Origin of the sequence: Siphonobacter sp. BAB-5405, assembly GCF_002872335.1 — a bacterium.
In the GTDB taxonomy this organism is placed as follows: Bacteria; Bacteroidota; Bacteroidia; order Cytophagales; family Spirosomataceae; genus Siphonobacter.
Genome location: NZ_NJAG01000045.1, coordinates 26,369 through 48,242, shown reverse-complemented (window position 1 = coordinate 48,242; position 21,874 = coordinate 26,369). Strand labels below are relative to the sequence as shown.

Genomic DNA, 21,874 nt, shown 5'->3' with positions numbered 1-21,874 from the left:
TGGTTCACTCACTTCAACTACCCTTATCCTCGGGCATGGGCCATCAGTAATTCGCCGGAGGCTGAAAACCGAAGCGTATACAATTGCTCACCCACGGCCACATCAATTTTGTACTCACTTCCCGCTGGCGGCGTATGCTGCTTGGCTACCAGGAACGTGTACCCACTGAAATGAGTCTGTAAGTAGGTCGTAATTACGGAAGGCAGCAGCGTCGCCTCCTGAATGAGGGCGTCTTTGGCCGGAGCCATTGGTCCACCCGGTCCTCCTGGCTTGGGACCTGGTCCCGCCGGAGTAATCTGTGTACCCGTCGTATCAAAATGCAAAACGAGGAGCTGGCCGTTACTGAAAACCTTCACGTCGTAAGTAGTCGTCTCATCGTGCACGTGTTCCTCGGTCCAGCCGTAGGTATAGCTGGTGTAGGTGCTCGCAAGAGCCGTCTCGATGGCCGCTGGTACTTTATCTCTGGAGAGGTAACGGACGGCGTGCGTTTTGGTCAGATCGCCGGGAGCCGTATGAGCATCCCGGAAGGTTCCTGTCCCGTCGAAATGAACGTTGATGCGTTGTCCATTCGCTACAATCTGTACCCGGTATTCCTGGGCAACGCCGTTGATCTGGACGGATTCCGCAACGATGAACTGGTACCCGGCGTAGGTCTGGCTGAGGTAACTGCTTACCGTAGCGGGCAATTGCGTAGCGGTCAGAGACGTAAGTACCTCTCCGCGAGGACCCGCCGGACGGGTCGTTAGGGCTCCGTTTGTGTCAAAGTAATAATCAACCGGAACGCCGTCTTTTAATACCGTCACCTTCGTACCCCCGTACGTGTTGGTACCGGGCTGAGCCTTTTTTTCTACCCGAATCAGGGTATATCCTGCGGCGTTCTGATCCAGGTACGTTTGGATGGCCGTCGGCAACGTTGAACTGGGCAATCCTACCACACTGGCGGAGGCCCGGGTACTAAACAGGACGCTGTTTTCAGTCGTCTGCGTGGGGCTGGGGGTCATCGCCGTTTTGGTACAGCTGGCGGTGAGGAGCGTGAGCAAAATCGCTCCGGATACAAAAGTCTTCTTCATTGGGCTCTTTGGTTGTTTGACCAAAGGTGATTCTGCCACATGAAGATAACCTTAAGATCGTATTAATTCTATTCGGTCTTACTAAAGCAATAGAACTGCCGTTTGCAAATCGAAGTCGGGTCGGCATTCTAAAGCTATCAATGTTCTACGCTTGGAAAAAGAACCGAAGGCTAGAAGCGAAATCGGTTGGTCTGATTTCCTGAGTACTACCAGGAAATCAGACCAACCGATAGGTTTTAGGTAAAGCCGCTATTAACGGAGCAGAAAAGACTTTCCGTTTACGGTAAGAACCGAGGCTTCGATCACCTGTTGTTTTTGCAGGCGAACCTGACCTTCGCCCGTGGGTTGGACGTATCCTTCTACCGAAACCGTACTTTCTTTCGGTGCGACCGCAATCACCTGGGCGGCGAGGTGAGGAGGCACGCGGACAAGTGTCTGGTCACTGAGGCGTAACCCACTTACCTGGCCCTGCTTGTTGAGCTGATAATCCAGCACTTTGCCTTTGAAAGTCGTCGGCGTTAATGGCGGTGGGGTAGCGGGTGCGGCCGGAGGCGTATCGGTTACGACGGTTTGACCACTCGTCAGGCTAACCAGCCGGAACATACTCTGCCCCTCGGGCGTAAGTTCCGAAGAACCCGTTATTGTTACCTGACGGCCCGATTTACTCGCTGCCTGAATGGCTTGTCCCAGGTGCGGGGGAAACTGAACGACTACCTTTTTTCCTTCGGTATTAAAAGTGAATCCGTCCAGAACCGACTCATCGTTGGCGGTGAAATCCTGCACAGTACCGCTCAGCGTCGTGAGGGCAACCAGCCCCGGTTGTTGAAGCGGAAGCGGCCCAGCGGGAGGAGCGGGTCGTAAGGCAGCGGGGCCTGGACCTGGGCCTACGGGAGGTTGTGCCTGGAGTGTGGCTACACTCGCCATACCGGCGAGTACGAGAAGTGCGAATGATGGTTTGCTTTTCATTGGTCTGTTTTGATGACTTACGATGGCAAACCTACCGTACCCACTTAAGGACGATCTGAAGAAACGATTAATTTATCTTAAGCTCCAGTTAGGGGAAGATTTGAATCCGGTTCGCTATTCCAAACCGGATTCCAAACCCTACGATTTCCCACGTTTCATTACAGAGCAAGCGACTGCGGACCAAATTCTTCAAAGCGAATGGAGGAAGCAGGAATACCAGCGGCCTGTAAATCCTCGAATTGTTTGGTAATGAATCCCGATGGACCACAGACGTAGTAAATGGCCTCGGGATCCAGAACGGAAGCGGGTAGCTGCGAAATATCAACGATGCCCGTCTGAACGCCCGCCTGCGAGCCGCCCAGGTCGGGTAACTGGCTGTAAAACAGGTGCGTGTGTAGGTGTGGATACGCCGCTTCCCACTCGGCCAATACATCTTTGAACGCGTGTACGCCCGCGTGGCGACAGCCATGAATCCAGTGAATGGGTTGTTTCGAGGGCGAATCCAGTAGATGTTCCAGCATACTCAGCAAAGGCGTTTGACCGACACCGCCGCTGATGAATACGCTGGGCCGGGAATCCGATAGCTCCAGCGTAAATTCCCCGGCCGGAGCACTCAGATCCAGCGTATCGCCCTCCTGAATGTGGTCGTGCAGATAGTTACTGATCATGCCGTTGAAACTGGGAATGGCGTTGGTTTCCCGTTTCACCGAAATCCGGTAATACCGCTGATTGGGAGCCGAAGAAATGCTGTACTGACGCGGCTGAAGCAACTGGAGCTGGGGCAGAAACACGCGTACGCTGAGGAATTGTCCCGGTTGGTGTGGGGCCACTGGACCGCCATCGACCGGGATCAGATAAAAAGAAGTAATCTCGCTGCTTTCGGCCTGTTTAATTTCTACGCGGAAGGGCCGCCAGCCGGTCCAGCCGCCTTCCTGAGCTACATTTTGCTCGTACAAATCCGCTTCCACGCCCGACATAAGCTTCGACAGTTGCTGATACGCTTTGGCCCAGGCTTGTATGAGTTCGGGCGTTGCCGCCTCCCCGAGTACTTCGCCAATGGAAGCCAGCAGATGGCGGCCCACAATGGCGTAATGTTCGGGCCGAATGGATAAACTGACGTGTTTGTGGCCAATGTGGTTCAAAACGGGTAAGAGTACGGAAGGATCATCGATGTGTTCGGCGTAGGCCAATACGGCCATCGCCAGGGCCATTTGCTGGCGACCGTTCTGCTGGTTCCCCTGATTGAATGTATGCTTAAGCTCCGGATTGTAGCGGAACATGCGTTGGTAAAAGTGCGTCGTTAGTTGTACTCCATTGGTTTTCAGTACGGGAACGGTGGCTTTGACGAGTTCTTTTTCTTCGGTGGTCATCATGGTCATCTAGGAGAAACAGTAGTGAATTAAATAGTAAAAGACCTTTTAGTCTTTTATTGAGATAAAAAAAAGGATCAGGCACTTTTTAACCGAACCAGACCCTGGGCAATCAGGTCATTGAAATCACCGATGGTAGACGATTGCAACATTTTCTGAATCTGAGCCCGTACGCTTTTAAATTGCTGATGGATGGGGCAGGGGTTGGTTTCCGAGCAATTAGGTAGGCCCAAACCACAGCCGCTAAAAAGTTTGTCACCATCAATGGCCCGTACGACGGCAGCCAGTGAAATATCCATCGCCGCCACGAAAAACCCGCCATTTGGGCCTTTCGCCGATTGCAGTAAGCCTTTGCGAGTCAAATCCTGAAGGATTTTAGCCAGAAAGGGCTCGGGAGCATCAATTGCCTGAGCAATCTGCCGGAAACCGACTTTGTGCCCAGCGTCCGATTGCTGAGCAATGTAAAGCAGGGCCCGGATGGCGTATTCGCAGGTTTTTGAAAACATCGGCGTGTTAAACTTGGGACAAACGTACGCGGTTTTAAATAAAAGACAAAAATATCTTTTATTTATTTTTTGCCTGATTTTCTCGCTAGCCAACGCCTAGCGGGCTTTCCATTCCGCTCGGACGTGTGTTATGATTTTGTAAAAGTTTAGAGAAAACGGTACTTGAGGCTCCGAATGAACCTAGATTCACGCCGTCAAACCCTGGTAGGTGGGACAAAAACGCATTCGCACTCCCTGGACAAGGGGAGGCTTGAGCGAACTGCTTGGATCATTCAGGATTGTTAAACGTTTTACGGGATCAAGTCTATTTTTCACGTACCATGAGCTTTACACGTTATTTTGCGTATGCGATGCTTTTGTTGGCCAGCGTCCGGACCAGTTACGCTCAGCCGGGGGCACACAAGGCCGTATTCGTAATTGTCGATGGCATTTCTTACGAACAACTCAAAAAAATCTCGACGCCTCATCTGGATGCCATTGCCAAAGTCGGCGGTATGAGCAAAGCGTACGTAGGGGGGCAGAAACAGTCGTATTCACAAACCCCCACCATCTCGGCGGTGGGTTATAATAGCTTACTGACGAGTACCTGGGTCAACAAGCATAACGTCTGGGATAACAGCATCCGGGAACCGAATTATAACTACTGGACGATCTTTCGCTTCTTTAAGGAAACCTATCCCCAGAAGAAAGCCGCCATTTTTTCCACCTGGCTCGATAATCGTACCAAGCTGATTGGTACGGGTTTAGACCAGACCAAGCAGCTGGAAATGGATTATTTCTTCGATGGTTTTGAACTGGATACGCTGCATTTTCCGCACGATAACAAATCCGAATACATTCGCCGCATTGATGAAAAAGTTGTCGATGAGGCGGCGGCCTACATCCGTACCAACGCTCCGGATTTGTCCTGGGTCTATCTGGAATACACCGACGACATGGGCCACCGATACGGGAATAGTGAGGCTTTTACCAAAGCCGTTACGCTGATGGATGATCAAATGGGGCGATTGTGGAAAGCCATTCAGGAACGAGAAAAACTCGGTGAAAAATGGCAGTTTTTTATTACCACCGATCACGGTCGAAGCGAACCCGTGGGAAAAGATCATGGTCGCCAGTCGGATGCTGAACGCAGTACCTGGATCGTAACCAACGCCAGCGGCTTGAACGATTACTTCCGCCAGTCGGCGAAGACGCAGGCGTACCCCGCCATTGTGGACATCACCCCAACGATTGGTCGGCACCTGGGAATCAATTTTCCGAAAGAACGGGCCTTTGAACTCGACGGCGTACCGCTGACTGGTAAACTTTCGATCAATCACCCCACCATTGCCAAAGAAGACAAGCAGATCAAGCTTACCTGGCAGGCGGTTGACAAAACGGGCGAGGTAAAGATCTGGCTGGCCCTAACCAACGACTTTGAAAAAGGCGGCCATGACCGCTATCTGTTGATGGAGCAAGTCCCCGTAACGGCTGAAAAAGCGACACTGGACGTATCTAAACTACCCGAAGGTTTCTATAAAGTCGTACTCGAAGGAACGTATAACACTGTGAATCGTTGGGTAGTGGAACGGTAAAAAAACGGTCACTAGTAAGCGAAGAGCCGCATCGGTTAGTCTATCTAACTAATGCGGCTCTTCGCTATTAGTAGTGAATGAATAGGTAATTATTTTTTAAAATAATCCGCCTAAGAATAATGGAAATTGCCAACGAAATTGATTTTGTATCAGCAATACAGTCTAATATTTTTACGCTTTAAAAAAATAAATAATTCTTTTACCATTATTTTTAAAACGGGATTAAGCTTACTTTGAAAAATAAATTAACCTGCCTTTCTATTTTAATTTAGAACCAACCTTCCCCTCTATGAAATGGCTTTATACGAGCATAGTAATGGTACTGTTTTCTTCCCTGTCATACGCACAGCGTACGTCCCGATTTGAATCCAGTCTATTCGTTGAAAAATTTAATTATTTCATCCGCGGGCGTACGGTGGATCCTAGTCCGGACTGGAAAGGGGATTACCTGCCACCACAAGCGAATGGATTTCGCCTGACTTCCGTAAACGGCTGGGTTTTTAAAGAAATGATCCATGCGGGTCTGGGGCTTAGTTACGCCCGAATTGCCGGGATCAATGGTATGATGGCTTTTGCCGACCTGCGGGCAGACTTTTCTACGCAACGTTTCACACCATACTTCTACCTGAATCCTGGCTATTCTCATTTCTGGAATCAGTACGAAGGCGGTACGGCAACTTTTCTATTGGAAACGGGTCTAGGTGCCGGTTATCGACTTAAAGGTAAAAGCCGTATACTCGCCTCCGTGGGCCTGTTAGGCATGCAACAGAAAGGTTACCTCACGGGTAAAATTGGGTGTACCTTTTAAAATTCATTCACTAATACGATTCCTTTCACCAACCCATCCAATGATTAAATTTACTTTTTACGTACTGCTTCTTTTCTTCGTTACGGCTTTTAGTGGAAAAACGTATGCACAGGACCCCTCTCGGGTACGTCCGTCCCGGGACGGGTTTTGGTTATCCTTAGCCGGTGGAGGTGCCGTAGGACAAACCAAGTTGGCCAATCTAACGGGGGCCGTTGCTTACGAGTTTAAAAACAAACCAACGCTCCTTACCCTTCGCTGTTCGTATAATCTGGGGATTTTCGAAAAGGAAAGCGTAACTCCTCTGATTGATGTGGCGGATGTAGGTTTACTCTACGGCTACAAAGTAGGAAAGTTTCGTTTTTCGGCGGGTGTGGGTGCGGTATGGGGTACTGATCGGGGGGCGTATAAATACTACCTTTCCGATCCATTAACCTATGGAAACAATGTGTACGAAAGCCTGGACTATACAACCATTGGCCTGCCCACCGAAATTCGATTTATTACGGGAGTAAAAGATTTAGGAATCGGTCTAACGGCTTTTGGGAATGTAAACGCCAAGCGTTCTTTCTTCGGTTTAAACCTCGCCTTTTACCTGGGTGAACTCAAATAAATCGGGCGGTTCTACGTATGTCTGAAACCAGAACGTATCCATACGTTAATTTTAGAAACCATCATTGATTCAGCCAATGCTTAAACGTAGGAGCCTTGTCCTTACTGATGATAATCTCCAGCGGTTCGTATGTGCCGATTTGTACTTTAAGCTTACCGTTGAAGTAGTTATGAATACTTCGGATACTGCCTACGTGAATAATGTACTGGCGATTGGCCCGGAAGAAATGCTGCGGATTTAAATCAATTTCCAGCTCTTCGAGCGTATGCGGAATCATCGTTTTGCCACCGCTTTTCGTGTGGGCGAAGGTGAGCTTGGCTTCCGAGAAAAAGAACTCAATATCCTCCACCAGCAGGGTGGTATAGCCATCGCGGTAGGGTAGCAAAAACCGCTGTCGGGATGGTTTCATCTGCTTCTGATACAAGGCCAGAAACTCGGCGTAAAGCGTAGCTGGGTCGGTGGCAGATTGGGTAGGATGCAGCTGATCGAACTTATCCAGGGCCTGAGCTAGTTCGTCGGCGTCAATGGGTTTTAACAAGTAATCAATGCTGGTAACCTTAAAGGCCATCATCAGGTACTCGTCGTAGGCCGTGGTAAAAATGATGGGGCTGCTGACGGGTACCTGCGAGAAAATGTCGAAACAAATGCCATCCGCCAGCCGGATATCCATAAAAATTAATGGAGGCTTAGGTTGCGTTTTCAGCCAGGCCACACTTTCGCTGACGGTACCTAATACCGCCAAAATCTGATGATTCGGGCGAAGGCTTTGCAGCAGTCGAATCAGACGGTTCACATTGGCTTGTTCGTCTTCAATAATCAAACAGGACAAAAGGCTCGTATTCATTCGTGCGTAGTGCTCAGGCTAAGACTGGATTGCGGGGCGTGGGGGAAATCGAATAAGGGGAGTTCTACCCAGAAGTGCTGGCCATTGGCGTTTACCACCGGTACCTGACTGGAAAGAATGCGATACCGATTCTTAATGTTTTTCAGTCCCAAACCCGAAGAGGGTAGCGGCGTCGGAAAGGGCTGGATGTTGTTGGTCACGCACAGGCGATTACCAACCTGCTCGATACGAATGGTTAAGGGTTCGGCTAGGGTTGCCCGGTTGTGCTTGATGGCATTTTCAATCAATAACTGAATGGAAATGGGTGGAATCCACTTATGACCGAGTGTCGGATTAAGATCCAGTTCAATCAGCACCTGTTGCCCGTGCCGGATGCCAATCAGATACTGGTACGCTTGCACGAAAGCAATCTCATCCTTGAGGGGTACCAAATCCTGCTTCATGTTCTGGATCATGTAGCGGTACACCTTGGCCAGTTTATCCAGAAAGAGGGAAGCCTTGGAAGGATTTTCCAGAATCAGTTCGGATAAGGTACTGAAGTTATTGAAGAGAAAATGCGGATCGAGTTGAAGCTTGAGCGATTGTAACTCCGCCTGCAGGGCCATTTCTTTCAGTTCCAGCGTCTTTACTTTCAATTCGGCCGCTTCTTCCAGCGTGGTTTTCCAGCGGTTCAACAGAAAGTAACCCGTATGATAGGTGCTCACCATGAGAGCTACGATTAGATTGACGACGAGAAACTGCCAGGCTTCCAGTACTTCCTTGGGCGTGGGCGTTTCCGGATAAATCCAGGCATATAACTGATCCTCAATCAACAAAATGATCACACTGGCCAGTAGCGTACAGACGGTCTGCACGATAAACCGCAGGAGTGGCGAGCTGGACCAGGGGAACCAGCCTTCCAATCCATCGGCAATACCGATACTTACTTCGATCAACAGCCAGCAAAACAGGAAGGTGATGGTCAGGTCCGTCGCCCACTGTTTGCAGACGAGGGTACTACCAATATTCCAGAGCGAGCTTTCCGGATTAATGAGGTAGTACAGCACGTGAATGGCCAGCATGACCACGGGAGTCAGGGCGAGTCGAATGTACCGTTTGTAGGTACGACGATCCAGATGCAGAGGAGTGCCAGGCATACGCTTGTTGGAATTAACGCCAGCCACCGCCCAAAGCCCGGTAGAGCTCAATGGTAGCACTGGCTTTTTCGCGTTCTAATTGAGTGACGGCCAGTCGGGACTGCAAGTAATTACTTTGGGCGGTAATAATTTCCAGGTAATTCGCCATGCCGTTTTTAAACAGCAGCTCCGTTGAGCCAATGCCTTCTTCGAGGGCTTGTCGCCGATTAGTAGCTGATTGAATCTGCTCTTCGAGTTTCTGGTTGGCTACCAGGGCATTCGATACTTCCATATAACCCGCGAGTACGGCCTGCTGAAAGGTAATGGCTGCCCGTTCCTGATCAATACGAGCCTGCTCCACCTGAGTTCTCAGTTGGCGACGCTGGAAGATCGGCTGAGTAAGTCCTCCGGCAATATTCCAGAAAAACGATCCCGGCACACTCAGCCAGTTCGAAGCCTGAAAGGAAGTAAGACCACTTTGAGCGGTAATGAGTAAGCGAGGATACAGGGCTGTTTGAGCAATACCCAGCCGGGCGTTGGCCGAGCGAAGGGCGTATTCGGCGGCGTGAATATCGGGCCGGGCGGCCAGTAGCGACACTTCGTAGCCGCCTTTCGGATTGATCGTGAATTCCGAACTGGTATGCACCTGACGCAGAATTCCTTTGGCGTACTGGCCGCAGAGCAAGCTCAGAGCGTTTTCCTGTTGGATAATACTTTGCTGGATTTGCGGAATCAGTTGCTTGGTGGCTTCGAGTTGAGCTTTGGCTTGCTGAATGGCTAGTTGCGTCGCTTCCCCGACGCGATACTGGATGTTCGTAATGCGTACGGTAGAGTCACTCAACTCCTGACTATGGACGGCAATTTTGAGCTGTTCATCCAGCATCAACAGGTTGTAAAACCCACTGGCTACATCGGCAACCAGCCGCGTTTGTACGCCACGTTTGATTGCTTCGTTTTGAAGCAAATCCGACAAGGCCTGTTCTTTTTGTCGTCTGACGCGACCCCAGAGATCAATTTCCCAGTTTAGGCCCATATTCAGACTAAAGTCACTGACATTTAGCGTACCAATAAAAGCTTCATTCCCCAAACCCGCGAAGCTGTTGCGGGCCGTTCGGTTGCGACTCACCTGCAATTGAGCGTTCAGATCGGGCAGATAGTTGAGTTTCACCTGCTTTAACGTAGTCTGAGCATATTCAATATTTTTAATGGCAATTCGCAAATCGTTATTAGACGTCAGGGCTGTATCAATTAATGCCTGAAGTAAAGGATTGGCGAAAAAATCCCGGAGGTGAGGCAGCGTAGCCAGACTGGAATCGGCGGGCTGATCGTTGCGAAACTGCCGGGGCGTCTGGGTGTCGGGGCGTTTGAAATCCTTACTCACCCGGCAGGCGGTAAGCAGAACAAACACGAGTAGTAGGGAATAAAAGGCTTTCATGTGCTAATCAATCGATTAGATAAGGGAAATGTTGACGGAAGCAAGCCCCGAACCCGCCTCACAGGCCAGCGGAGGCGGGTCGGAGTTTACTTCTCATCTATCGTTAACCTGGCTTTTCTACGCATGTACAGGTTGGGGCCGGGAGCGTTTCCGGCTTATTTTTTCCTGCAAAGACTGGCAAAGGACAAACAGCAGTGGAATAATCAGCAGTCCCAGTAGGACTCCGGTGATCATTCCTCCCGCCGCACTGGTACTGATGGAACGGTTACCTACGGCGGAGGACCCCGTCGCAAACATCAGCGGTATCAAACCGGCCACGAAAGCCAGCGAAGTCATCAAGATGGGGCGGAAACGTTGCCGGGCTCCTTCCACGGCCGCCTCCACAATACCCAGCCCCGACTGCCGGGCTTTGAGGGCAAACTCAACGATCAGAATCGCATTTTTAGCCAGCAACCCAATCAACATGATCAGTCCAATCTGCACGTAAATGTTATTGGTAATACCCGCCATGCCGATGGCCAGATACACGCCCAGCAAACCCGTCGGAATGGATAAAATAACGGCCAGGGGCAGCAGATAGCTCTCGTACTGAGCCGCCAGCAGGAAGTAGGTGAATACCACGCACATACCGAAGATAAGTACCATCTGGCCCGCGGATTCTTTTTCTTCCCGGCTCAGTCCGCTCCATTCGTAACCGTAGCCTGCGGGTAATTTCGCCTGGAGAATACGCTCGGTGGCATCCATGCTTTGACTGTTGCTGTAGCCTTCCTTGGCCAGAATATTGACGGTAATGCTGTTAAACAAGTTGTAGCGGTTGACCACGTCGGGACCGTATACCTTGTTTAAGCGAACCAGATTACCAATCGGAATCATTTGACCACTGGCATTCTTGACGAAGACCTGATTCAGGGATTCTTCATCCATCCGGAATTGGCCTTCGGCTTTGACGTTCACCCGGTAGAATTTCCCGAAGCGAACAAAATCACTCGACTGGGCACCACCGTAGAAGAGTTGCAGCGTCGTCATGACTTCGCGGGGCGTAGTGCCCAGCTGGTAGGCTTTATCTTCATCAACAATCACTTCAAACTGCGGGAAGTCACTGCGAAAAGTGGTGAACGCCGCTCCAATGGCCGGGTCCTGATTCAGGGCTCCAATGATTTGCTGAGCCTGGGTATTAAAGCTACTTAGTTCACCCCCAGTCTTGTCCTGTAGTACGAGTTCCGAGCCGTTTACGCTACCAAAACCTTCCACCGGAGGCGAACGGAAGAGACTGAAATCCCCTTCCTTGACGTTCGTCAGCCGTTGGTTCATGGCTTCGATAATCTCGTTCATGTCCTGAATTTCTCCACGATCCTTGATGGCTTTCAGGCGAATGAAGCCGACGGCGTAGGCGGGACCGGCACTGTTACTCAACAGGTTAAAGCCAGATACGCTCGTCACGGATTCTACTTCCGGCATTTTCTTAACGGCCTGATCGATGCGGCGAATAGCGGCGGTTGTGAATTTCAGGTTAGTACCCGGCGGTAAGGAAAGTGAGTAGACAATGAAGCGGTCGTCTTCGTTGGGTACGAAATCCTTGGGTGCCCGGTTCATCAGGAAAAAGGCCAGTCCGGTGACCAGAGCCAGTGCGGCAATCCCTACCCATTTGCGGGCAATGAGAAACTGAATGCTACGGATGTACCTGGACGTCAGGTTGTCGAAACCCGCGTTGAAGGCCGTCACAAAGCGTTGACTGAAATTCTGTTTGGGTGTCTCCCCGTGCGTATTTTTCAGAAACAAGGCACACAGGGCCGGACTCAGGGTTAGAGCATTTACGGCTGAAATCAGAATGGCACTCGCCAGGGTAAAAGCAAACTGCTTGTAGAAAATCCCCGCCGGACCGCTCATAAACCCAACGGGAAGGAATACGGCCGCCATCACCATGGTAATGGATAAAATGGCTCCCGTAATTTCCTGCATGGCGGAAACCGTAGCCTGTTCGGGCTCCAAGTGTTCTTTTTCCATTTTCGCGTGAACAGCTTCCACCACGACAATGGCATCATCCACGACAATCCCGATGGCCAGTACCAGAGCAAAAAGCGTCAGTACGTTGATCGAAAAGCCGATGATCTGTAAAAAGAAGAAGGTACCAATAATGGCTACGGGTACGGCAATCGCCGGAATCAGCGTGGAACGCCAGTCCTGCAAAAATAGAAACACGACGATAAATACGAGGATAAATGCCTCCACCAGCGTCTGCTTTACCTGATCGATGGATTGATCGAGGCGTTCTTTCACGCTTTGAATGATGTCGTACTGCACGCCCTTGGGGAAGCGTTTACTGCTTTCATCGAGGGTTTTACGAACGGCAATTTCAATTTCATTGGCATTGGAGCCACTGACCTGCTGAATGGCCAGGGTAACGGCTGGTTTGCCGTCTTCTTTGTTATCGCTGTCGTAAAAAGCGGAACCGAACTCAATGCGGGCCACGTCCCGGAGCCGGAGCAACGATCCGTCGGGTTTGGCTTTCAGAATGATGTGTTCAAACTCTTCGGGTTTGTTGAGCTTGCCCTTGTATTTGACAATGTACTGTAGGGGAGCCTTCGATTCTTCACCCAGTTTCCCCGGTGAGGCTTCCAGACTGCTGTTAGCAATGGCCGTTTCAATGTCCTGTGGAACGAGGTTGTTTACCGTCAGCTTTTGCGGATTCAGCCAGATTCGCATCGAGTAGTCCTTACTCCCGAAAATTTGCACGTTTCCTACCCCTTTGATCCGCTTGAGGGCCGGTACCAGGTTAATTTTGGCGTAGTTCTGAAGGAAAAGCTCGTTAAATTTGGCTGAATCCTGACTCATCACGTTAAAGAACATGATGTTACTATTCTGCTGTTTGATGGTCGTAATCCCCGCCCGAATTACCTCCGCAGGAATCTGACTGTTGACCTGAGCAACCCGGTTCTGTACGTTTACGGCCGCCTGATCGGGGTTCGTACCCTGATTAAAGATGACTTGAATGGAAAACGAACCATCGCTACCCGCCGTAGACTTGATGTACTGCATGTTTTCCACCCCGTTGATGGATTCTTCCAGGGGCGTAATCACCGAACGCGTCACGCTTTCACTGTTTCCACCGGGGTAAAGACCGGATACGTAAATGGTTGGCGGGGCAATGTCAGGGAACTGCATGACTGGCAGCTGCGTCAGAGAAATAAGTCCCAGCAGCACCAGTACAATGGAGATGACCGTGGCCAGTACGGGCCTATGAATAATTTTTTGAAGCATATCGGGAAAGAATAAGCCGGTGAAGGTACCGGCTGCACTACATCATTTACTGAACGGGCTGGACCTGTTCGCCTTCCGTTACCATTCCGGCGTCCTTGGCGATAATCCGGTCGCCGACCTTGACACCTTTAACCAGCACGTAGTTATCACCACTTTTTCCATTGACCTCAATCGGTACCCGCTCGGCGTGGTTATCCTGGGTCAGACGGAAGACATAGAACTGGTCCTGAATATCAGCCACGCCCTGTGTTGGGATGAGAATAACATTCTGCCGGGTTTCGGGTAGCACAATGCGACCCGTATTACCCGAGCGGAGCAAATACCGGGGGTTGGAGAACGCCGCCCGAACGCCGATACTACCCGTGCCCGTGTCGAATTTTCCGTCCACCATCTGTACTTTGCCGGGCTGCTCGAAGGGCTTGCCATCGGCGAGTACCAACTGTACGTTCGGCAACTTTTGGAGGGTTTCGCTGAGCGATTGCGTGGAACTCCGACTGAGTTGAAGAAAGTCCTGCTCGGTCATCGAAAAGTAGGCGTAGACCTGACTGATGTCCGAAAGCGTCGTCATGGGTTCGGTATCGCTGCGGGAAGCCAAGTTGCCGAGGCGTTTAGGAATACGGCCAATGTAGCCACTAACCGGAGCCTTGACGAGGGTAAAGCCCAGATTGATCTGAGCCGTAGCGACGGCAGCCTGCTGTAAAGCCACATTGGCCTTAGCCGTTTCGTAGGCAGCTTTGGCCGTTTTCAGCTGAAATTCGGAGGTGACCCGATTCTGACTGAGTTCGGTGAATTTCTCAACCTCCAGGGTGGCTTTTTTCAGTTCCGCCTGGGCGGCTCCCAGGTTAGCCTGAGCCGTATGCAGGGCTTCGCGGTAAGGAGCATCGGCGATTTTGAACAGCGGCTGACCCGCCCGAACGAAGGCTCCTTCTTCGACGTAAATCTTTTCCAGATAGCCTTCCGCCTGCGGACGAATGTCAACGTTGACTTTACCTTCAATGCGGGCTGGATACTCTTTATGAAGGGTTACGGAACGTTCCTGGAGGGTTAGTACGCTGCGTCGTTGCGGGGCTGCGGCCTGCGTGGTTTGGTTTTCCGCGGAGGAATGGCAACCAGCCAGGGCCAGAAGTGTACCGAAAAGGACTACCAGCAGTGTATTGTTTTTCAAAAATGGGAAGTGTTTCACTTTGATTGCTTTTAATGCAACAAATATAGATAGTACCCAAAGGTAAGCTTCCTTTTTTGTTACCCAGCCGACCAAACGGCTTACCCAGTCGGAAAGAACGCCAACTCATTCGTCGGGTATAAAATCGACCCCGATTACCAGTAAATAATCTCCATTGACGCTTGAAGAGGTCCAGGAGGTACAAATTAGTTACGAGTAAGCTGGAAGTTGACAAAAGAAATGCGGTGAATACGTGGATTAATCGCCGCACAATATGCGGCGATTAGATTTGGGTGTATGCAGTATTTGGAGTATATTCACCGCATATTATGCGGTGAATCTGTTATGTATATCTATAATAATAAGGACTGGCCTCATTTCCACTGGCATTCTGAGCAACTCATTCATACGTTAGCAACCGTACGGCACAAACAAGGTCATCTACTAGGTAAAATGGCTGGACTTGGATTCACGCTCCAGACAGAAGCAATGCTTGAAACCATGACCCTGGAAGTTATTAAAACGAGTGAAATAGAGGGAGAAATACTGAAAGCTGATCAGGTTCGCTCCTCCATTGCCCGGCGACTGGGAATTGAGACCTTCGGATTGGTTCGGGCAGATCGGGATGTGGAAGGGGTTGTTGAAATGCTGCTGGATGCGACTCAACACTATGATTACCCTTTGACCAAAGAGCGGTTGTTTGGCTGGCATGCCGCTTTGTTTCCGACCGGATACAGCGGCATGTACAAGATTACGGTTGGGAATTGGCGAACGGAAGGAGACGGTCCCATGCAGGTTATTTCAGGACCCATGGGACGCGAACGGGTTCATTTCGAGGCTCCAGCATTTGACCGGCTTGAGGAGGAGATGCAACGTTTTCTGGAGTGGTTTAACAGTGAACAGTTAATAGATCCCGTGATTAAGGCCGGGATTGCTCATTTGTGGTTTGTGACTATCCATCCTTTTGATGACGGCAATGGACGGATTGCCCGAACGATTGCCGATCTGCAACTCTCCCGAGCCGACACCAGTACACAACGCTTTTACAGCATGTCTGCCCAAATCCGCAAAGAATGGGGGATGTATTACGACATGCTGGAAAAAACCCAAAAAGGAACAGTAGACATCACCGAATGGCTGGATTGGTTTCTCGCCTGTCTGGATCGAGCCGTAGTAGCTTCGGGCGAAGTACTCAACACCGTTTTGAGCAAAGCCCGGTATTGGGAATGGCTGACCACCAAGTCCCTTAATGAGCGGCAAAAACTTCTGTTGAACAAACTTATGGATGGCTTCGATGGCAAACTAACCACGTCGAAATGGGCGAAGATTGCGAAATGTTCGCAGGATACCGCCTTACGGGATATTCAAAACTTAATGGCCCAGGGGATTCTGATTCAGGAGGAGTCAGGGGGCCGGAGCACGGCCTACCTGCTGGCCCCGCTGAACGAGCGATAAATAAACGTAACGGATGTTTCAGGATAATGAACCCCCACTTTTAAGTCATTCTGTCCGCTTTAAGTATACGCGGAATTAGCACAGATTCGAGTGGGACAGCTATTCTTAAGCATTGAGAAAAAGGAGGAAATTTCAGGATTTGTAAGGAGGGTGAACAACCAGAGGCAAGACAGTAATGCAAACATTTCCCAGAACGGTTTAGAAGGCAAAAAGTAAATTGCCAGAGTATAAGCCTGCCATATCCTGAGTACAGATTAGTGGTACCAAATCCTGAAGCAATCATTTTACTTTAAACCGAAAGTCCTTCGCCCGATGTATACTAAACGTTTCTAACGGGGGCTTTCTTTCTAAAGTAGATGTTGAATTTAAATTATATAATAATCTGAAAGTCAGGGATAATCTATGATATTTTAGTCATTGCATGTTAAAAAAGTTGCCTTCGTCTTTTTATCTGCCTTTATTTTCCTATAAATTTAGTAGATTAATAGGTTTTGTTGGGTCTTTCTTCCCTTTTGAATCAATGAACGGTTGTCACGAGCTTTCAGCGTGCTCTCTACGGCTTGAGTAAGGGAGTACCCCACCGTTTTGGCGTCTTTTTCAGATTAGTTTAAAATCCTTTGTCATGCGATTTTCGTTCAGCTATACGGTTATACTTATACTGTCCTTTGCTTCGATGGTTCGGGCTCAAAAAGCTCCCCGGCCCAACATCGTCTTTATTATTGCGGATGATCTGGGTTACGGCGATGTAGGATTTAACGGGCAGAAGAAGATCAAAACGCCCAACCTTGACCGGCTGGCCGCTGGAGGCATGCGATTTACGCAGTTTTACGCCGGTACCTCCGTCTGTGCTCCCTCGCGGTCCTCTCTCATTTCGGGCCATCACACGGGGCATACGTACATCCGGGGCAACAAGGGCGTATCACCTGAGGGACAGGAACCCATCGCCGACTCGGTCGTGACCGTGGCCGAAGTATTGCAACAGGCGGGGTACAAAACCGGGGCGTTTGGAAAATGGGGCCTAGGACCCACGGGCTCCGTTGGCGACCCGAATCGTCAGGGCTTTGATGCCTTCTACGGCTATAATTGTCAAACGCTGGCTCACCGGTACTATCCTAACCATCTGTGGGAAAATGACCGGAAGATTGTTTTGGAAGCCAATGAAAACCTTCGTCAAACGAAGCAGTACGCTCCTGATCTGATTCAGGCCAAAGCACTGGACTTTGTCGAAGCCCAATCCAACGACCAACCCTTCTTCCTGTTCCTGCCCTACATTCTGCCCCACGCCGAATTGCTGGTTCCCGACGACAGTCTGTTACAGTACTATAAAGGCAAGTTTCCCGAAAAACCCTACATGGGGCACGATTACGGTGCCGAAGCGACCCGGGGCGGATACACTTCGCAGCCCTACCCACACGCTACCTTCGCGGCGATGGTGGCCCGGCTGGATTGGTACGTCGGGCAAATCGTAGCTAAACTCAAGGAAAAAGGACTGGATAAGAATACGCTCATCATTTTTACCAGCGATAACGGGCCCCACATCGAAGGCGGAGCTGATCCGGATTTTTTCGATAGCAACGGACCTTTCAGGGGGTACAAGCGGGATCTGTACGAAGGAGGCATTCGGGAGCCGTTCGTGGCCTACTGGCCCGGTACGATCAAAGCGGGTTCGTCGAGTGCCTACCTCGGAGCCTTCTGGGATTTGTTACCCACGTTCGGTGAATTGGCGGGTACGAGTGCTCCCCAAGGCATTGATGGACTTTCGTTTGCGGCGACGTTGACGGGGCGTGGCAAGCAGCCTCAACATGACTATCTCTACTGGGAATTTCACGAACAAAATGGCAAGCAAGCCATTCGCCAGGGCAACTGGAAAGCCGTGCGATTAAACGCGGGTCGTCAGCCGAATGGCCCGGTTGAACTTTACGATTTATCGAAAGATCCGGGTGAAACTACCAATTTGGCCTCGAAACATCCCGCTAAAAGCAAAGAACTGGCTCAGTTGATGAACCAGTCGCATGTTCCCTCGGCTTTATTTCCCTTCGGAACGGGGGAGAAGTAGTGTATCGTTATACGAAGTGCATACACCCTGGTTAAAACAAATCCCTGTCCAAACACCTCTGCAAATCCCAGAAAAAATTTGTTGGGTCTTAAAACGTATAGAGAGGAAAGTCAGTATCAAATCTTGCGTAACGGTCTGTTGTCTGTAGGGGTACAGTCCAGTAAAAACAGATCACTCTAGTAACGTATCCGCGTGACTGAACCCCGGTGCCTCGATGAAACTGCCTATGAAAAAAACGACGCTATCCGCCTGCCTGCTGACGTGCTTACTGAGTGTCGCCGCAGCCAGTCAGGCTCAGGTGAACTGGCCAGTGATTACCTCTCAGCATAAACCCTGGTCCCGCTGGTGGTGGGAGGGCAGTGCCGTTAAGAATCAGGAGCTTCGCAAGGCTCTGGAAACTTACCAGAAAGCCGGATTGGGTGGGCTTGAAATTGTACCGATTTACGGGGTGAAAGGCTACGAAAAAGACTTTCTGCCCTATTTAAGTCCGCAATGGATGGATGCTTTAACGTATACCCTCCAGGAAGCCAAACGCCTGAATCTGGGGATTGATATGTCGCAGGGCTCAGGCTGGCCCTTTGGCGGACCCTGGGTTACCGAGAAAGATGCCGCCAAAACGGTGTATCACCAAACCTACGAACTCAAAGAAGGACAACGCCTGTCGGAAAAAGTACTGTACTTTGTACCCGGCTTCGTTCGAACGGCGAATCCGACGAAACTGGAATTGTCGCAGGTAAAAGCCCCTTTAGCCGCTAATACCAATCTACAGGAACTGGCTCTGGATCAGATTCAGTACCCCGCACAGCTCAAAGCCCAGCGGCTGGTGGCCCGCAATCAGCAGGGTACCACGCTGGATCTGACCAGCAAACTCGACGCGAGCGGTACGCTCAACTGGCAGGCACCCGCTGGATCATGGAAATTGCTGGCCCTCTTCGAAGGCATGCACGGCAAGATGGTCGAACGGGCGGCCCCCGGCGGGGAAGGTTATGCCATCGATCACTTCTCGAAGGCCGCGACGGATCGATACCTGAACCACTTTGATCAGGCATTTAAGGGTCATACGCTGAACGGTTTACGGGCGATGTTCAACGATTCCTACGAAGTGGACGACGCCCGGGGCCAATCCAACTGGACGCCGGAGTTCTTTGCCGAATTCAGGAAACGTCGGGGCTATGCACTGGAAGAGCACCTCTTCGATTTATTGGACAAGGGTGAAAACCAACTCGGCGTTTTATACGATTACCGGCTCACTATCAGTGAATTATTGCAGGAAAATTATACGGCGGCCTGGCGAAAATGGGCGAATCAGCGGGGCTATCCCATTCGTAATCAGTCCCACGGCTCACCCGCCAACATTCTGGATTTGTACGCCACCTCCGATATTCCCGAGACAGAAGGCCGGGATATTTTCCGTTTTAAGTTCGCTTCGTCGGCTGCTCACGTGACGGGCAAAACGCTCGTTTCCTGCGAGGCAGCTACCTGGCTTAATGAGCACTTTGTTTCCACGCTGGGTGACGTCAAGCGGGCTACGGATCTGTACTTTCTAGGTGGAGTAAATCATTTGTTTTACCACGGCATTGAATATTCGCCCAGTACCGACCCCTGGCCGGGCTGGTTGTTTTACGCGGCCGTCCATTTTCAGCCCACCAACCCCTTTTGGCACCATTTCCCAACGCTGAACCAGTATATTGCCCGGTCGCAGTCCTTTCTTCAGCAGGGTCGGGCCAATAACGATGTCCTGCTGTATTATCCGCTAGCCGATAAGTACAACGAGCCCGGTCGCGAGTTGCTGCAACACTTTGATGGCATGGAGAAGGGTTTTAAGGGTACCGTTTTCGAAGCCAGTGCCGAAGAAATGCAGGCGAAAGGTTACGCGTTTGACTATATTTCGGATAAACAAATCCTGACGTTACAAACCCAGCAAAACCAGCTGCTCAGTAAAGGAAGCCGCTACCAGACGCTCGTCTTGCCCGCCGTGCAGTACCTGCCTTTGGCAACGCAAAAAGCCCTCCTGCAACGGGTACACGACGGAGCCACGGTCATTTTTTACAAAAACCGGCCCGAGCGGGTGCCGGGTCTGTCCCGGCACGAAACCCAGCAAAAGGCTTTTGACGAAGGGTTCGCGGGTTTACAATGGTCGAAATCGGAGGCTGGTCAGCAGGCCGTCTGGGGTGAAGGGCGAATTTTAATTGGTAATGATTTGACCGGGTTACTCGAGCAGGCTCAGGTACGGCGGGAAGCGATGGTGGCCGAAGGGATTCAGTTTAGCCGCCGGATGATTGGGTCTAAGACCTTGTACTTTATCCTGAATACCAATAAAAATGCCTGGGAAGGCTGGTTACCGCTTTCGACCAGGGCCGCCTCGGTTGCTTTGTACGATGCGTATACGGGTAACAAGGGACTCGCTCGTTTGCAGGACGGAAACGTTTGGGTTCAACTGGCCGCTGGAGCTTCGTTGATCCTGGAAACGGCACCCACCCAACGGACGGGAACACCTTTTCCCTATTACAAAACAGCCGGAGCAAAAATAGCCCTGAAGGGTCCCTGGAAGGTACACTTTATGGAAGGGGGGCCAAGTTTACCAGCAGATCTAGAACTAACCACATTAAAACCCTGGACGGAGGTCAACCAACCTGCATTACAGGAGTTTTCGGGACTGGCTCGTTACCAAACTACGTTTACTAAACCCGAAGGTCCGGCCAAACGCTGGCTGTTGCAGCTGGGCAAACTTCATGGTAGTGCCGAAGTGCGGTTAAACGGAACATCAGTAGGTACCTTATTGGAAAATGATCAGCAGGTAGTGCTGGATGAACGCTGGTTAAAAGCCAGCAATTCGTTGGAAATCAAAGTAGCCAATGGCATGGCTAACCGCATTATTAGTCTGGAGAAGCAGGGTGGGGCGTACAAGAAGTTTTATAACACCAACTTCCCGGCCCGGCTGAAAGAAAACGTGGGCAAAGACGGCCTGTTTACCGCCAAAGACTGGAAGCCCCTGCCTCGGACGTGGAAGGAGAAATTACGATTCAGCCCATTGAGTAAGTTGCCCGTACAGGTGGATGTTTCATTCACTCGGGTGGAAGCTTTATTCCAACCCAAAAAGAGTAGGATGGATTTGGATAGTCCGCCCACCCATTCAGGCTATTTTTTTAAACTTGAGTCCGATTGGGCAGATCGTACTACAACAGTCAGGTATTTAAGCAAAAAGACCAAGCGTTTTACACCAGGCAAAAAATTGGAAAAGGGCGGTTTGGTTTAATTCTGGGTACGTGAAGATTTTATGAATCCGGGACACATCAGACCGCAGATTCGAGAAAATACCGTTCTGCGAAAAGAGAAAAACCAGTTTTTGTTGGCGAAGTAGCTGCCGAATCGATAAACGGTCTTCGGTACGGGAAGCAGGGGTGTTGTTGCCTTCAGGGAGGTTCGGGGTAAGAAATGGGTATGCTAAGCTTACGGCAGCTAACGCGGGCTGAACAATCACAACAGCATCCGAAATTTCTAATCCCGGTGTTTCCGCGTCAGACCGGTCGGCATCTAAACTTTGTAGATAGATTTCATTACCCTTATTCCATAGATAATCCGCTACGTCAAACGTTAGCGAATCTTCCGCCTGGATGTCTCCAATGATTAGAAATTTCATAGCTA

16 protein-coding genes are annotated in these 21,874 nt (G+C 50.5%); 6 read left to right on the top strand and 10 right to left on the bottom strand.

The window, feature by feature from the left end:
* Nucleotides 1–23 precede the first annotated feature (23 nt).
* The 4 genes from BWI97_RS22995 to BWI97_RS22980 all read right to left on the bottom strand — a co-directional run bounded on the left by BWI97_RS22995 (nt 24) and on the right by BWI97_RS22980 (nt 3,912).
* Nucleotides 24–1,070: a PepSY-like domain-containing protein gene (locus BWI97_RS22995; protein WP_102202978.1), complete on the bottom strand. Its 1,047-nt coding sequence runs from the start codon at nt 1,068–1,070 to the stop codon at nt 24–26.
* A 252-nt stretch (nt 1,071–1,322) separates the two neighbouring features.
* Nucleotides 1,323–2,036 (bottom strand): hypothetical protein, encoded by a 714-nt coding sequence (locus tag BWI97_RS22990; RefSeq protein WP_146011004.1) that lies wholly within the window; start codon nt 2,034–2,036, stop codon nt 1,323–1,325.
* A gap of 158 nt (nt 2,037–2,194) precedes the next feature.
* A complete protein-coding gene (gene hmpA, locus BWI97_RS22985) occupies nt 2,195–3,409 on the bottom strand; it encodes an NO-inducible flavohemoprotein (protein WP_233207972.1) in 1,215 nt (404 codons plus the stop codon).
* A 74-nt stretch (nt 3,410–3,483) separates the two neighbouring features.
* Nucleotides 3,484–3,912: an Rrf2 family transcriptional regulator gene (locus BWI97_RS22980; protein ID WP_094813730.1), complete on the bottom strand. Its 429-nt coding sequence runs from the start codon at nt 3,910–3,912 to the stop codon at nt 3,484–3,486.
* Nucleotides 3,913–4,232: 320 nt separating this feature from the next.
* Here BWI97_RS22980 and BWI97_RS22975 point away from each other — a divergent pair, with 320 nt between their 5' ends.
* From BWI97_RS22975 to BWI97_RS22965, 3 genes are all read left to right on the top strand, one after another.
* Entirely contained in the window at nt 4,233–5,486 is a 1,254-nt protein-coding gene (locus BWI97_RS22975) for an alkaline phosphatase family protein (RefSeq protein ID WP_102202976.1), read from the top strand.
* A 289-nt stretch (nt 5,487–5,775) separates the two neighbouring features.
* Nucleotides 5,776–6,294: a hypothetical protein gene (locus BWI97_RS22970; RefSeq protein WP_146011003.1), complete on the top strand. Its 519-nt coding sequence runs from the start codon at nt 5,776–5,778 to the stop codon at nt 6,292–6,294.
* 40 nt (nt 6,295–6,334) lie between these two features.
* Nucleotides 6,335–6,904: a hypothetical protein gene (locus tag BWI97_RS22965; RefSeq protein WP_102202974.1), complete on the top strand. Its 570-nt coding sequence runs from the start codon at nt 6,335–6,337 to the stop codon at nt 6,902–6,904.
* Nucleotides 6,905–6,965: 61 nt separating this feature from the next.
* Here BWI97_RS22965 and BWI97_RS22960 read toward each other — a convergent pair whose 3' ends face one another.
* The 5 genes from BWI97_RS22960 to BWI97_RS22940 all read right to left on the bottom strand — a co-directional run bounded on the left by BWI97_RS22960 (nt 6,966) and on the right by BWI97_RS22940 (nt 14,721).
* A complete protein-coding gene (locus BWI97_RS22960) occupies nt 6,966–7,748 on the bottom strand; it encodes a LytTR family DNA-binding domain-containing protein (RefSeq protein WP_199182074.1) in 783 nt (260 codons plus the stop codon).
* Nucleotides 7,745–8,884 (bottom strand): sensor histidine kinase, encoded by a 1,140-nt coding sequence (locus BWI97_RS22955; protein ID WP_102202973.1) that lies wholly within the window; start codon nt 8,882–8,884, stop codon nt 7,745–7,747. Before BWI97_RS22955 ends, BWI97_RS22960 begins: the two co-directional genes overlap by 4 nt.
* Before the next feature lie 13 nt (nt 8,885–8,897).
* Nucleotides 8,898–10,298, bottom strand: a complete 1,401-nt coding sequence (locus BWI97_RS22950; RefSeq protein WP_094813721.1) for an efflux transporter outer membrane subunit — start codon at nt 10,296–10,298, stop codon at nt 8,898–8,900.
* A gap of 117 nt (nt 10,299–10,415) precedes the next feature.
* A complete protein-coding gene (locus tag BWI97_RS22945; protein WP_102202972.1) occupies nt 10,416–13,556 on the bottom strand; it encodes an efflux RND transporter permease subunit in 3,141 nt (1,046 codons plus the stop codon).
* 46 nt (nt 13,557–13,602) lie between these two features.
* On the bottom strand, nt 13,603–14,721 hold the full coding sequence (locus tag BWI97_RS22940; protein ID WP_199182073.1) for an efflux RND transporter periplasmic adaptor subunit: 1,119 nt from the start codon (nt 14,719–14,721) through the stop codon (nt 13,603–13,605).
* 294 nt (nt 14,722–15,015) lie between these two features.
* On the opposite strand from BWI97_RS22940, the gene BWI97_RS22935 reads away from it, so the two are divergent.
* From BWI97_RS22935 to BWI97_RS22925, 3 genes are all read left to right on the top strand, one after another.
* Nucleotides 15,016–16,173, top strand: a complete 1,158-nt coding sequence (locus BWI97_RS22935; RefSeq protein WP_369826648.1) for a Fic family protein — start codon at nt 15,016–15,018, stop codon at nt 16,171–16,173.
* Nucleotides 16,174–16,795: 622 nt separating this feature from the next.
* On the top strand, nt 16,796–18,229 hold the full coding sequence (locus BWI97_RS22930) for an arylsulfatase (RefSeq protein ID WP_094813715.1): 1,434 nt from the start codon (nt 16,796–16,798) through the stop codon (nt 18,227–18,229).
* A gap of 226 nt (nt 18,230–18,455) precedes the next feature.
* Nucleotides 18,456–21,485 carry a glycosyl hydrolase gene (locus BWI97_RS22925; protein ID WP_158242821.1) on the top strand — a complete coding sequence of 1,010 codons (3,030 nt, stop codon included), beginning with the start codon at nt 18,456–18,458 and terminating at the stop codon, nt 21,483–21,485.
* On the opposite strand, the gene BWI97_RS22920 is transcribed toward BWI97_RS22925, so the two are convergent.
* Nucleotides 21,423–21,869: a hypothetical protein gene (locus tag BWI97_RS22920; protein ID WP_102202969.1), complete on the bottom strand. Its 447-nt coding sequence runs from the start codon at nt 21,867–21,869 to the stop codon at nt 21,423–21,425. The two genes, BWI97_RS22925 and BWI97_RS22920, sit on opposite strands and share 63 nt — an antisense overlap.
* Nucleotides 21,870–21,874: the final 5 nt, after the last annotated feature.